The sequence below is a fragment of the Paenibacillus sp. JT22N12 genome (genome assembly GCF_056269365.1).
Genome location: NZ_JBWDNU010000004.1, coordinates 394,700 through 408,478 on the forward strand (window position 1 = coordinate 394,700; position 13,779 = coordinate 408,478).

At 55.0% G+C, this 13,779-nt stretch carries 10 protein-coding genes and 2 pseudogenes; 6 read left to right on the top strand and 6 right to left on the bottom strand.

Features of this window, described 5'->3' with window-relative positions:
• Nucleotide 1 precedes the first annotated feature (1 nt).
• Nucleotides 2-1,753, top strand: coding sequence for a methyl-accepting chemotaxis protein (locus AC0YOA_RS17450; protein ID WP_475787662.1), 1,752 nt, complete (start codon nucleotides 2-4; stop codon nucleotides 1,751-1,753).
• 226 nt (nucleotides 1,754-1,979) lie between these two features.
• Here AC0YOA_RS17450 and AC0YOA_RS17455 read toward each other — a convergent pair.
• Together AC0YOA_RS17455 and AC0YOA_RS17460 are read right to left on the bottom strand one after the other, a co-directional pair.
• A pseudogene (locus tag AC0YOA_RS17455) lies at nucleotides 1,980-3,518 on the bottom strand (sulfatase family protein).
• Nucleotides 3,519-3,537: 19 nt separating this feature from the next.
• Complete coding sequence (locus AC0YOA_RS17460) at nucleotides 3,538-4,332, bottom strand: helix-turn-helix transcriptional regulator (protein ID WP_475787663.1); 795 nt, start codon at nucleotides 4,330-4,332, stop codon at nucleotides 3,538-3,540.
• A gap of 121 nt (nucleotides 4,333-4,453) precedes the next feature.
• On the opposite strand from AC0YOA_RS17460, the pseudogene pyk reads away from it, so the two are divergent.
• The 3 genes and pseudogenes from pyk to AC0YOA_RS17475 form a co-directional block, all read left to right on the top strand.
• Nucleotides 4,454-5,485, top strand: a pseudogene (gene pyk / locus AC0YOA_RS17465) (pyruvate kinase); the annotation flags it as partial.
• A gap of 96 nt (nucleotides 5,486-5,581) precedes the next feature.
• Entirely contained in the window at nucleotides 5,582-7,585 is a 2,004-nt protein-coding gene (locus tag AC0YOA_RS17470; RefSeq protein ID WP_475787664.1) for an ABC-F family ATP-binding cassette domain-containing protein, read from the top strand.
• Between the two features lie 120 nt (nucleotides 7,586-7,705).
• Complete coding sequence (locus AC0YOA_RS17475) at nucleotides 7,706-7,855, top strand: hypothetical protein (protein ID WP_475787665.1); 150 nt, start codon at nucleotides 7,706-7,708, stop codon at nucleotides 7,853-7,855.
• 25 nt (nucleotides 7,856-7,880) lie between these two features.
• On the opposite strand, the gene AC0YOA_RS17480 is transcribed toward AC0YOA_RS17475, so the two are convergent.
• Nucleotides 7,881-8,519, bottom strand: a complete 639-nt coding sequence (locus AC0YOA_RS17480; RefSeq protein WP_475787666.1) for a TetR/AcrR family transcriptional regulator — start codon at nucleotides 8,517-8,519, stop codon at nucleotides 7,881-7,883.
• Nucleotides 8,520-8,747: 228 nt separating this feature from the next.
• Here AC0YOA_RS17480 and AC0YOA_RS17485 point away from each other — a divergent pair, with 228 nt between their 5' ends.
• Nucleotides 8,748-10,010, top strand: a complete 1,263-nt coding sequence (locus tag AC0YOA_RS17485) for a cytochrome P450 family protein (protein ID WP_475787667.1) — start codon at nucleotides 8,748-8,750, stop codon at nucleotides 10,008-10,010.
• A 296-nt stretch (nucleotides 10,011-10,306) separates the two neighbouring features.
• On the opposite strand, the gene AC0YOA_RS17490 is transcribed toward AC0YOA_RS17485, so the two are convergent.
• Nucleotides 10,307-10,921, bottom strand: coding sequence for a cysteine hydrolase family protein (locus AC0YOA_RS17490; protein ID WP_475787668.1), 615 nt, complete (start codon nucleotides 10,919-10,921; stop codon nucleotides 10,307-10,309).
• 165 nt (nucleotides 10,922-11,086) lie between these two features.
• On the opposite strand from AC0YOA_RS17490, the gene AC0YOA_RS17495 reads away from it, so the two are divergent.
• Nucleotides 11,087-12,061 carry a LysR family transcriptional regulator gene (locus tag AC0YOA_RS17495; RefSeq protein WP_210042845.1) on the top strand — a complete coding sequence of 325 codons (975 nt, stop codon included), beginning with the start codon at nucleotides 11,087-11,089 and terminating at the stop codon, nucleotides 12,059-12,061.
• A 14-nt stretch (nucleotides 12,062-12,075) separates the two neighbouring features.
• On the opposite strand, the gene AC0YOA_RS17500 is transcribed toward AC0YOA_RS17495, so the two are convergent.
• Nucleotides 12,076-12,264, bottom strand: coding sequence for a hypothetical protein (locus AC0YOA_RS17500; protein WP_475787669.1), 189 nt, complete (start codon nucleotides 12,262-12,264; stop codon nucleotides 12,076-12,078).
• Nucleotides 12,265-12,303: 39 nt separating this feature from the next.
• Nucleotides 12,304-13,698 carry an amidase gene (locus tag AC0YOA_RS17505; RefSeq protein WP_475787670.1) on the bottom strand — a complete coding sequence of 465 codons (1,395 nt, stop codon included), beginning with the start codon at nucleotides 13,696-13,698 and terminating at the stop codon, nucleotides 12,304-12,306.
• Between the last annotated feature and the right edge of the window lie 81 nt (nucleotides 13,699-13,779).

Here is a 13,779-nt window from a genome sequence, read left to right on the forward strand (position 1 = left end):
CATGATTCCGATAAAGAAAAAAAGGAATTTATCGATTCGGGTCAAATTAATTTTGGTTTCGCTGCTGCTCCTGCTGACTCCTGTTCTTGTACTGGGCATTATCAGTTATCAGGTTTCGTTCAAGGAAGCGGATCTGTTGATTAAAAAAAACCTGAGCAATAGCGTCCACATGGCTATTGAAATGACCGAAGCCTTGTCACAGCAGGTGAAACAAGGCGGCATGACGCAGGAAGAAGCTGAGGAGAACATGAAGCAGCTGCTGCTGGGGCCGAAGGAAGGCGATACGCGGCCGATTAACGCCAATATCGATATGGGGGAGAACGGTTATTTCTTCGTGCTTGATGAGAACGGGGACTTATTGGCGCATCCCCTGCTGGAAGGCCAGAATATAGCCGAGAAGCAAACGAGCGACGGATTCTTTTACATAAAAGATATGATCCAGAAGGGACTGAGCGGCGGAGGATTCTCGACCTTCTTGTGGCCGCTCCCGAATTCTGCCAAGGAAGCGGAGAAAATCGTCTACGCCGAGGCAAGTCCCGAATGGGGCTGGATTATTGCGGCAGGGTCTTATATGCAGGATTATAACAGCGGCCAAAAGCATATCCGCGATACGATTATTATTACGCTGCTGTGCTGCTGGGTAGCGGGCGTTGTTGTCATGACACTGTTTGCCCGCCATATCTCCCGGCCGGTTCGAAAGCTCGCTGCACAGGCCAGAGTGTTCTCAACCGGAGATCTGCGGACAGCAGACCTGAAGGTAGGCAACAAAGACGAGCTGGGTGAGCTTGCTTCTTCGTTCGAGGCGATGTATACCAATCTGCGGCAGCTGGCTTCGGGGCTGCTGAAGGGCTCGGATTCTTTGTCGGCTTCCTCCCGCGAATTAAGCGATGCGATTGAGCAGACGACACAGGCGACGGATCATATCGCCGAATCGGTGCTAAGAAGCGCGACAAGCAGCGAAATGCAGGCGCGAAGCATCAAGGAGAGCTCGATGGCGATGGAAGAGATGGCATCAGGCATTCAGCGTGTGGCCTCGACCTCTGCCGCGGCATTCGAGTCTTCGACCTTGACGCTGGAAGAGGCCCGGCAGGGCAATCTGCTTCTGGAGCAAAGCACGGAGCAGATGGCCGCTGTGAATATGACGGTTGATGAGCTGGCTGTCATCGTGACCAGGCTCGGTGAGCGCTCGCACCAGATCGGCGAGATCGTTGAGGTTATCACGGACTTGTCGACGCAGACGAATCTGCTCTCGCTGAACGCTTCCATAGAGGCGGCGCGCGCTGGTGAGCAGGGCAAGGGCTTTGCGGTCGTGGCGGGTGAGGTCAAGAAGCTGGCCGAGCGTTCCAAGGAATCGGCGCAGCAGGTCGCGGAGTTGATTCAAACGATCCAGGGCGATATCGGACAAGCGGGCGTTGCAATGGAGAAGGGCGAGCGGGAAGTCCGGGAGGGAACAAGGTCGATCCAGCATACCAGCGAAGCGTTGACACGGATTCTGGATGCGACGCAAAGTGTTGTGGATCAGGTGCAGGAGAGCTCGGCCGCCGCAGAGCAGATGTCCGCGAGCTCGCAGGAAATTGCCGCCTCGCTGCAGGAAATAGACCGTATATCGGAGCAAAGCAATACACTCGCTCATGGCATCTCCGATTCTACGGAGAAACAGTTGGCCGCAATGGAGGAGATCGGCGCTTCCGCTGAATCACTAAGCGGCATGTCCAAGGAAATGCAGGAGCTGGCCCACCGCTTCAAGCTGTAATGACAAGCAAAATTCCCGTACCGGATGGCAAGCTTTCCGCTGCTTCAGCGGATGACCGCCATCTTGGATACGGGAATTTTTTTGAATCAGGCCAATACGCCGTTTAGCGGCTGCTATCAAATATCAAATACACCTTAGATGCCGGCTTGATGCCGCGCGCGGATACAAAAGGCGAATGCTTATTGCAGACTATATTCGCCTGCTCCGCCGGCTTATCGCCGGTCTTCTAGGCATGGGCGATCCTCGGCATGGCCAGCGGCTCCTTGCCAAGCTCGGCCCATATATATTGGAGCAGCAGCTGCTACTTCAAGGCTTCATGCTCCGGTTCATTCCACAGATTATGAATTTCTCCGGGATCCTCCTTCAGGTCAAACAGCTCGCCATAAATCTGATTGTAATAAACGGTTATTTTGTAGCGTTCATTGATATAGGTTTTCTGATGGATGGTGGTAGGTTCATGCCGGAACTCCACAATAGCATGGTCTCTCGCTTTTGCCTGCTGGCCGAGCCACACCTCCCGCTGATCGACTCCTGTCATGGGGAGAGGAACCGCAAGTCCGCTGAAGGACAGGAAGGTAGGGGCGAGGTCGACCAGCGACTGTATGGCATGGGAGGATTGCCCTGCAGGTACATGGCCGGGATACCGGACGATGAACGGAAGCTTGATCAGATCCTCATAATGAAATCCGCCCTTGAACTGCAGGCCGTGCTGGCCGAAGAAATGTCCATGATCCGTGGTGAAGACAACAATCGTATTGTCGGTGAGCCCAAGCTCATCCAGTTTATCCAGAATGCGCCCGATGTATTTGTCCATCATGCTGATCATTCCGTAATAGACAGCCACCAGCTTTTTGCGATGCTCATCCGTTAATGGAAAATCCGTCCCGTATCCATAATGCAGATGGGAGCGATAGCCGTGAATGCCGAAGCCGGTTTCGCGAAGGTCCGAGAAGTCGGGCGCTTCCTCCTGGGTCTTGGCAAAATGAGGCGGGTTGCGGTCATGCTCGCCGGGATAAATAGACGGGATCGTCAGCTTGTCAGGGTCATACAGGGTATCCCACGGCTCCGGAACAAGGTATTCAGGATGGGGATCGAAGAAGCTGGACCAGAGGAAGAAGCTCTCGTCGCTTCCGGCATGCTGCTCCAGCCTGGCATTCGTGCGCTCCGCAATCCAAGTATTGTAGTGGTACTCCTCCGGAATCGGCCATTTGTAGGTAATGGAGGAATCCATCGTTCCGGTTGGGGGCAGGAAATAGTCCCGCCAGTTGGCGCAGCCCTGCTGCTCCAGCCAGAGGGCGTAATGCTGCCCTGCATGGGCCTCGTTGGTATGATTCCGCGTCAGCTCCACGTGGTCGAAGCCGTAGAAGGGGCCGTTGAATTGCTTCCAGAATTCCTGATTATGCATGAGCGGGTATGATTCCAGGGACGGATAGTCTTCGGTGGAAACAAGCGGCTGAAAATGAGCCTTGCCGATCAGCCCTGTTTTATATCCTGCCTTGCCCAGGTTATTCGTGATCGTATCCTGATCCTCCGGGAGCTTCGTTCCCAAAGTCCATGCTCCATGCTGGCTCGGGTATTTGCCGGTGAGGATGGAGGCGCGGCTCGGGGTGCAGGTCGGGTTGGGGCAATAGGCGTTCTTGAAGGTAGTGCCTTCTCTGATCAGCCGATCCAGATTGGGGGTGGAAATTTCATGGTTAAAGGCACCTAGTGTGTTCCAATGCTGCTGATCGCTTGTAATCAGCAGGATGTTCGGTTTTTTTTTCAAGAACTCGTCCTCCTTAAGATTATTCTCTTCCTGTTCCATCCCGCTCGGCGAGGAGCATGGAGGGCAGCTTGCCGACGATCCGTTTGAACACGCGGTTAAAATAAGAAGGATCGCTGTAGCCCAGATGCTCGGATATATCCTGCACCGACAGCTGCGAGTGCAGCAGCATAAACTGGGCGGTTTTCATCCGCTTGAGGTGGACATATTCGCTGATTGTCAGCCCCGTCATTTTGCGGAACAATGCCGCCGCATAATTGGGACTGACGCCGATGCAGGCACCCAATTCGACTTTGGTAATATGGCTGCGGTACTGGTCCTCAATATAATGCTTCATACGTTCAATATGCCGGATGGAGGAGGGGGCCTGCTCCCCTTCATCGACCTCGCGGTTGACGGTCACAATCAGCTCGGTCAGCAATGCGCCGCACATCACACTAAAATAAGGATCGCGCTCGCTCCAGTGCTCGGCCAGCTGGAGCAGCTTATCCAGCAGCAGCTCCGGCATATGCGTCATCCAGCGCAGCGGCTCCCTCCGCGCGAGCAGGGGAAGCTGGCCTGCTGCCCCGCTGCTGGCCGGACTGAACCGGACCGTGATGCTCTCGCGAATACCGCCGGCTCCGCGCAGCTCGGCGGCGGGCACGCCTGCGGGGATCAGCAGCAGCTCGTTCTTGCGGCAGAGCGCGATGCTGCCCCTGTATTCGTAGTTGCATTGCCCGAAGCGCACCCAGATCAGCGTGTAGCAGTCACTGCCGATCGGCCTTCTTTCTCTTGCCGGAATTCCCCGGTCCTGTGAGATCTCAAAGATGTGGAACATGCTTATCACCGGTTTCTGTCATACTATAATACAATTACTGTACTATAGTGAGTCCTCTTGCCGCAAGGGTTCTTCTATAATAGAAGAATAGAGATATATACAAGGAGAGAGAGTGACACGGATGAAAAAAACAACAATTGTATGTACAATGGGACCGGCTTGCAATACCGATGAGCTTTTGGGAGAGATGATTCAAGCGGGCATGAACGTTGCCAGGCTGAATTTGGCGCATGGCGAGCTGAACGATCACCGAGAACGTATTGAGAGAGTGCGCTCGGTTGCCCGGAAATTGAATATGCCGATCGCCACGATGCTGGATATCAAAGGGCCGGAAATCCGCACAGGCTTGCTGCAGGAGCCCTCCTATCTGCTGAAGACCGGAGAAGCGCTGTCCTTGACGACAGAGCAGATCGCCGGCACGGACAAACGGATCTCCGTCTCGTATGATTTGACGCAGGATGTGACGCCGGGCTCGCGCATCATGATTGACGACGGTCTGATTGAGCTGCGGGTTGTCTCCGTTAAAGGCTCCGAGGTCGAATGCGTCATCAAGAACGGCGGCATCATCAAATCCCGCAAAGGCGTCAACTTGCCGGGTATCCGCACAAGTCTGCCGGGCGTAACGGAACGTGACAAGCTGCATATCCGGTTCGGCGTTGAAATGAATGTGGAAATGATCGCCATGTCCTTCGTGCGCCGCGCCGAGGATGTGCTTGAGGTGAAGCGGATGCTGGCTGAGCAGGGCGCCGGACATATTCAGATCGTCTCCAAAATCGAAAACCAGGAAGGGCTTGAGGAGCTGCAGGCCATTATCGAGGCTTCCGACGGGATTATGGTGGCGCGCGGCGATCTGGGCGTGGAGATTCCGCTCGAGGATGTTCCGGTTGCCCAGAAGCTGATGATCGGCGCTTGCAACAAAGCGGGCAAATTCGTCATTACGGCGACGCAAATGCTGGAATCCATGCAAAGCCAACCGCGTCCGACACGCGCTGAGGCTTGCGACGTAGCCAATGCGGTATGGGACGGAACCGATGCGGTGATGCTCTCCGGGGAGACGGCTTCAGGCATTTATCCGGTGGAAGCGGTGCGTACGATGGCCGCGATCGCCTTCAAGGCGGAGCAGTCCGCGGCCGCCTATTCAAAGAAAGATTTGATTGAAGCTTAGCTTATCGTTTAAAGTGGATAGAGGACAGGGAATGCACATGCGTGTATTCTTTGTGATCGACTCCATGTTAGGCGGGATTAAGGTATGCATGTATTAACGATTGATCACATTGCCAAAAGCTATGGTGAGAAAATATTGTTTGATGATGTGTCGTTTGGCGTTGAGACAGGCGACAAGATCGGGATTATCGGTGTGAACGGCACCGGCAAGTCGACTTTTCTGAATGTTGTTGCAGGAATAGAGCCCCCTGATTCGGGCTCTATTCTTGTTGCCGGCGGGGCTACTGTGCAGATGCTCTCGCAGAATCCGGTATTCGATCCGGAGCTTACCGTGCTGGAGCATGTGTTGAGCGGCGATTCGGAGCAGATGCGCGCCGTTCGCGTTTCGATCCAGGCGCTTCATGCGCTGGAGCAGATGCCCGGAGACAGCGGCCTGCAGGAGCAGCTGGTACGGGCCAACCAGCGGATGGATGAGCTGGATGCATGGACGCTGGAGAGCGAAGCGAAGACTGCGCTGACCAAGCTTGGCATTGCGAGGTTCGATGTGCGGCTGGGTACCTTGTCCGGCGGTCAGCGCAAACGCGTCGCCATGGCGGCCGCTCTTGTGCAGCCTGCCGATGTGCTGCTGCTGGATGAACCGACCAACCACATCGACAACGAATCCGTTGCCTGGCTGGAGGGCATGCTTCAGAAGCGCAAGGGCGCTCTCTTGATGATTACCCATGACCGGTATTTCCTTGACCGTGTCAGCAACCGGACGCTGGAGCTGGACCGGGGCAAGGCGTACTTCTACACGGCCAATTACAGCCAATTTCTGGAGCTGAAGCTCGACCGCGAGGAGCGGGAGGCGGCGACGGAATCCAAACGGAAAAATCTGCTGCGCAATGAGCTGGCATGGATGCGCCGGGGTGCCAAGGCCCGCTCGACCAAGCAGCAGGCGCGCATTCAGCGCTTCGAGGCACTGCAGGATGCTGCGCCGGAGAAAGCGAATGGCAAGCTTGAGGTGTCCGTCGCGTCCTCGCGGCTGGGCAAGAAAATTATCGAGCTGGAGAAGCTGAACAAAACGTTCGAAGGCAGGACAGTGATTCGCGACTTCAGTTATATTGCCGTTCCGGAGGACCGGGTGGGAATTGTGGGCCGCAACGGGCTCGGCAAATCGACGCTGCTGAAGCTGATTGCCGGCAAGCTTGAGCCGGATAGCGGAGATGTATCGCTGGGAGCCACGGTTCGGCTCGGCGTGTTCTCGCAGGAGCGGGAGGAGATGAACGATCAGCTGCGCGTCATCGAGTATATCCGCGAAAGCGCGGAACGCGTGACGACAGGGGATGGTTCAACCGTAAGCGCCTCGCAGATGCTGGAGCGGTTCCTCTTTCCTCCCGCCCAGCAGTGGACGCCGATCGCCAAGCTCTCGGGCGGAGAGAAGCGGAGGCTGCAGCTGCTGCGCGTGCTGATGGAAGCGCCCAATGTGCTGCTGCTTGATGAGCCGACCAATGATCTGGATATCAGCACCTTAACCGTGCTGGAGGATTATCTGGATGACTTTCCCGGTGTTGTGTTCGTGGTCTCCCATGACCGATATTTCCTGGACCGCACCGTCGACCGCATCTTTGCCTTTGAGGGTGACGGCGTCATCACCCAGCATGTCGGCAATTTCTCCGATTACGAGCAGGTCGCAGCAGCCGCTGGCGGATCGGGAACTGGCCGCAGCGGCGGAGTATCAGCGGAGGGAAGCGCTAGACGCGGCGGCGGTTCGGATGGAGAGGATGCGAAGAATGGCGGGCAGCCGGTACCTGACAAGGGCGGCAGCCCGGCCAGTGAATCCTCCCAGGAGGGCGGTTCCGGACGGCCGCTCAAGATGTCGTTCAAGGAGCAGCGGGAATTCGAAACAATCGACGGGGATATCGCGAAAGCGGAGCTGGAGCTGGAAGCTACAACGGACAAGATGGAAGCGGCATCCAGCGATTCGGCCCAGCTGCAGCTGCTGATTGCCCAGCGGCAGGAGCTGGAAGCCAAGCTGGAGCACTTGATGGATCGCTGGACTTACTTGAATGAGCTGGATGAGTGGATCGCGCAGAGCAAGAAAAAATAAACCCAAAAGGTTTATTGGAGTGTGTGCCGTTGACCATAAAAATAACTTGCTTCGATAGTTCTATCGGGGCAAGTTTTTTTTGTTTGGATCTTATTGTCCTATATTCTGCGAGTTCTGCACATGTACGATTTGCTCCGTAAGGACCTCGGGCCGGGACAGTCGCTGCTGATCGCCGCCATGCCCGAAGGCTGCCCGCTCGCTGCCCGTTTGCCCAAAGCCCATGGCGTGAGCATGCTTCCTGCCGTTCAGGAGCGGCCGGCCGCTCAATGATCGTTAAGGTGATAAATCATTCACATCATTTCATTTGTTTGTTCCCAAGAGGTATGGACAAAAAGTGGTCCAGATGCCCGTACAGCCGGGAGACAAGATCCAGCTTGTCCTCATATTCCAGCCACTCCCCCATGGCGACACGCAATGAAGCCATATAGATGGCCACCAGGAAGCGCATCTCATTGCGGTCTGCCGCAGGTTCGAGGCGGGAGCAAAGCGCGTCACAGATGGCAGGCTCTGTTTCCAGCAGGGCATACAGAAACAAGGAAGCAATCGACGGGGTCTGCATTGCGATCTGATATCGGATTAAAAGACCGGATCGCTCCTGCTGATACCGGCTGGCCAGACAGCCAAAGAGCTCCCGCAGCGCATTATGCGGCGATGCCGTTGACTCAACGTGATAGAGGGAGCAGATACCATCACGCTGTATTGTACGAATGAGCCCGGAGAGAATCTCCTCTTTGGACGCAAAATAGCGAAAGAAGGTGCGTGGAGACATCGTGACCGCATCGGCAATATCCTGGATAGAGGTTTGTTCGTAACCCTTTTCCTGAAAGAGCCGGAGTGCTGCTTCTTCAATCGCTGCCTGAGCCTGACGCTTCTTGCGCTCCCGCAAGCCCGCTTGCTGTGTTTCCTCGTATTGTAAAGATTCTATGTTATCCATATCATTTCTTCCTTCATTGACATTTGTCATTCAGTGACATTATACTTTGTGCAGAGGCAATTGACAATGTAAGATAGTGAAAACGCTGTATTGATTCCGCCGTTGAGGTTATTTCTGGACGGGCTGCGTGGTTCTCTATCTTGAATTCGGCATCCAGACATGTGACTTTGAAAGCTCAATCCCCGTTTTTTTTGAAAAGCAAAGGGTTCTTGAGAAAGGATGGTTATCATGAATAATTCGGATCAAAGCGTATCCAAGAAGGCAGCACTCAGCCTGTTTAGCGGTGAAAGCGATGAAAACCCGTTTTCGGTTTTCGCGCAGATGCGGGCTATGGGACCCGTTATTTCTATCCCGTTTCCGCTGGGCGGAACCGACCGCCAAGCCTGGATGGTCACGCGTATGGAAGAGGCGGCGCAGATACTCAAGGATCATGCCCGCTTTACTGTAGATGCGAGCACCATCGACGGCCACAGCGACATCAGGCAATCAATTGGCGTCAATGCGGATCCATCCGCTCCCCCTACCTTCTTTACCGGAAAATCCATGCTCTCTGTCGATGAACCCGATCACCGCCGGCTGCGCAGGTTGGTGTCCAGAGTCTTCACGCCCAAATATATGGAAAGCTTGCGCCCTCGCGTACAGGAGATTGCTGACGAATTGCTTGAGCGGGTGCAGGCTCAAGGCGAGATGGACCTCGTCAAGGACTATGCCTATCCATTGCCGATCAACGTCATTTCCGACATGCTCGGGGTACCTGAAGCAGACCGGGAACAGATCCATGCCTGGTCCGCGACGATCGCGCACGGCCTGGGCCTCGGAAGGAGAGAGCCGGGGGTCGAGGAGCAAATGCGCGCCTTCGGCGAATATACCGCGCAGCTTGTGGACGACAAGCGCCGCCATCCTGATGGACACTTGATCAGCCAGTTGGTCGCGATCGAAGAGGAGGGGGATCGGCTCAGCGAGGCAGAACTGATCTCGATGATCACCTTATTGATCTTTGCCGGCCACGAGACAACCTCGAACCTGATCGCAACAGGCACCTTCACGTTGCTGGATAATCCCGAGCAGCTGGAGAAGCTCAAAGCCAACCCCAGTCTGGTTCCTTCGGCCGTCGAAGAACTGCTGCGCTTCAATGGGCCTGCCACCATCGCGGGACCGCGTTATGCCACTGAAGATATCGAGTTCGCCGGGCAGCAGATCAAGAAGGGTGATGTCGTCATTCCCGTTTTGAAATCAGCGAACCGGGATGAGCACCAGTTTACGCAGTCGGAGGATCTGGATATTACGCGCACCATCAATCGTCATCTCGCCTTTGGACAAGGCATCCATATGTGTTTGGGGGCGCCGCTGGCCCGCTTGGAGGGAGATATTGCGTTTACCACCCTGCTGAAGCGGATGCCTGACCTGCGGCTCAATATCCCTCGAGAAAGTGTGGTCTGGAGCTTCACGCTGAGCTCGCAGGGGTTAGCCACCCTTCCTGTCGCTTTTTAGCGGAGGAAGAAGGGGAAGTGACGCAGCAGCGGAGCGTTTCTGAGCGTTCATAGAAAGGCAAATCATGAGAAAGCGCCCGTCTCCCCGGTTCTGGAGATCGGGCGCTTGATTTATTTTATAACGCAGAATGCAAAAAATATTGGTCGGAGTACCGCGTATACTTAATAAGGCGGGGCTTCATAGCTCCGCTGCTCAATCCCCCGTGGCGGTTCTGTGTAATCTTGCATAAATGCTCAAACCGGACTCGTTGGAGAACCGCGGTTTGAGCATTTGATGTTCTATGGCAGAAAAAAGGTCTATTGGCTTATGCTCATCGCCTGCTTCCAATAATCGGCGACGCTAGCGGAGTCGGTGGTTTGGCCAAATACCATGTTAATCATATCCAGCGTATTCTGATGGGCGGCCGGACTTGATCCGGCGCAGGCGTCGGAGACGAGGGTTATGTTGTAATCCATCATGAAGCCGTCTCTTGCCGTCGATTCCACGCAGACGTTCGTCAGAACGCCGGTCAGGACAATGGATTTGCGCCCAAGGGAGCGCAGAATCAGATCCAGATTGGTGCCGATGAAGGCGCTGAAGCGGTGCTTCTCCACAATGTAGTCGCCTTTCTGCGGCTGCAGCTTGTAAAACTCTGTTCCCCACGTGTCCTTGACGACAATGGAGCCTCCGGGAAACTTGTTGGACCATGCTTCGGAAATCGTGCTCTCGTCAAGCGTCATCATGACGAAAATCACGGGTACAGAGGCTTCGCGCGCCTGATCGATCAGCGCGTTAATCGGGGGTACAGTGGCCTGGAAGGCCTTGATGTCCCCGGTCCCCATCTTCGCGGAAGCGCCCTCCTCATGGCAGAAATCGTTCTGCATATCAATAATGACCAAAGCGGTATCCTGTGGATTTAAATAATGTTTCATAGTGAATCACTCCTTTTTTAGTTTCTCATGTGAGGAAATTGAATGCTGACCAACCAATAAAAAGCATATCCGCTTTCTTATTTCATAATCATGTAATAGAATATGACATATAGTTCTCGGAATTATCAGACTTCCACTTATGATAACGAAGGGATGTGAGGAAAGATGGATATGGAAGGCCTGCATTCATTCATTGTCGTTGCCCGTGAGAAAAGCATTTCCAAAGCGGCTCAGCTGCTGCATGTGACCCAGCCCACATTGAGCGCCCGTCTGCGCAAGCTGGAGGACGGTCTTGGCGTCACTTTGCTGGAGCGCAACTGGGACGGCATCCGCCTGACGAAGGAGGGGCGCTTCTTCCTGGCATACTCCGTTCAGCTGTTTCAGGAATTGGAGGAAGCTTCGGCTCTGCTTCGCAAGCAGGAGAACAGGGAGCTGGAAGGCCCCTTCGAAGCGGTCACGGATGCCAGGAGGCTGAGGATCGGCGTCGAGTCCTTCTTCCATCCCGCTTTCATGTCTCCGATCATCGAAGGGATTCAGCAGATTGCGCCGGAGATCGAATGCAAGTTTATTCATAAGCATTCCGAAGTGCTGCAGCATCTGCTGGATTGCGGAAGCCTTGATATTTGCATCCATACGCCGACGGACAGCTTTGCCCGTCAGGACTCTCTTTTTGTGATGAGAGATAAAGTGGTCGTGCTTACGCCCAAGGAGAATTATCCGGTCATCGCGCCCGACTTGAGCAATCTGCCGCTGCTGCGCAGCATGCCGTTCGTGCTGTTCGAGAATTCGCCCTTGCTGAGTTACCATGAGATGACAGAGCGCATGCTGATCAGTATGTTTGGCGGCGTTCCGGAGCGTTTCCATATCGTCAATGATGTGGGGGCGGCGCTGGATATTGTCATAAGCGGCTTCGGGCACACCTTCCTGCCGGCGACCAGCATCGCGCATTTGATCGGAAAACCGCTCCCCTTCAATATGGTTCTGGTCGAATACGATTTCGTCAATCTGCCGGTTCTGGTCACCTACTCCGCTTCCCCCACATCCGCACATCCCACCGAACAAATCGCCCGTCGCATTCACAGCAGCCTGGTCGAACGCGTCAGCTGCTTGTTCCCCAATGCCTATCAGATAAAGGGATGACGGCGCTTAGGCGCTTAATCCCTGGAATAGCGCTCTGCCTTCCAGGTGGGGGGCAGGAGCGGCTCGATGCCGGTCAGATCCAGCTCCTTCAATCGCTTTATCTGCGAGGCGAAGGCGTCGATAGCTGAATCCTCCTTGGTGGTCTGAGTATCAACGGTTGTTTCCAGGGCTTCCGTGCCGGAAGTCTTTTTTTGTTCTGTCATGGTTTTTATCCTCCTATGAATGGAATGCTGCTGTCCGTATCAGGAAAGCTCGGGATGACGGCTGTGCCAGGGCGTATTTTGCTCGTACACATAGCCTGCGGCGAGTACGCAGGCATCATCGAAGGGCTTGCCGATGATCTGCATATTGATAGGCAATCCTTCGCTGGAGAAACCGCATGGCATGGACAGGCTCGGGAGTCCGGTGAGATTGGTGGGAGCGGTAAGCCTGGCAAGTCTCATTCCTCCTGCAATATCATCCGCACGAGGTGCAGTCAGGGGAGTGGCAGGGGTAAGCAGCACATCCACTTTGCTAAAGGCATTCAGAAAATCCTGCACAATCAGATGGCGCGCGCGCTGACCCTGCAGATAGGTGGATGCGGGAAGATTGCGTCCTCTCTCCAGCATGAGCCGGACATCCGTGCCGTAATCCTCTATGCGCGAATCCATCCATTGTTCGTGGATCGCTGTAATTTCCCCTAACAGAATAGCGGATAAGGCGGAGGCCGCGTACTCGATTTTCGGCAGCTCCACATCGATGATTTCTGCGCCAAGCTCCTTGTATGCGGCGATAGCGGCGTGAAGCGCGGCTTCCACTTCCGGGTCCAGCTCTTCGTAATAGTAGGTAGCAGGGATGCCGATCTTTAAGCCCTTGAGCGTGGGGAGCAAGGAATCGGCATAGCGGGGAACGGGGGTGTCCACGGTGGATTCATCCTTGGGATCGAACCCGGCCATCGCCTCCAGACAGAGGGCGGCATCCTTGACGCTGCGGGTTAACGGGCCTGCATGGTCAAGCGACCAGGCCATCGGAAATATGCCGTAACGGCTGACCCGGCCGTAGGTCGGCTTCATCCCGACGACTCCGCAGCAGGCCGCCGGTATCCGGATGGAACCGCCCGTATCCGAACCCGTTCCCATATAGGCGAGCCCTGCCGCAACAGCCGCACCGGAGCCGCCGCTTGAGCCTCCCGGCACGCGCTCGAGATCCCATGGATTTTTGCATGGGCCAAAATGCGGGCTTTGCGTCGTTGCGCCAGAGGCGAATTCATGGGTTTGAACCTTGCCCAGCAGAATGGTGCCCGCTTCATGCAGCTTGGCAACGGTCGTGGCATCATAATCCGGGACAAAGTCCCTCAAGATCTTGGAGCTGGCTGTGGTGCGGATATCCTTCGTATAATAAAGATCCTTGTGTACAATCGGAATACCGTGAAGCGGTCCCTTGTATCCGCCGTTCATAATGTCGTTCTCGGCTTGACGGGCTTCATCCATTGCGAGCTCGGCGGTTAAGGTGACGAAGGCATTCAGCTGCGGATTGAGCTGTTCGATCCGCTGGAGCAGCTGCTCCGTAATCTCCACGGGAGAGACTTCGCGCGTGCGGATCTGATCGCCAAGCTCATGGATGGTGGAGAAGGAGAGCTGAGGGTTGATGGTTTTCATTTCTTACTTCCTCCTTGACTTGGATTGTTATAAAACATAACGCAATGAACATTTTGATAGATAAGAAGAAACGGATTCGCC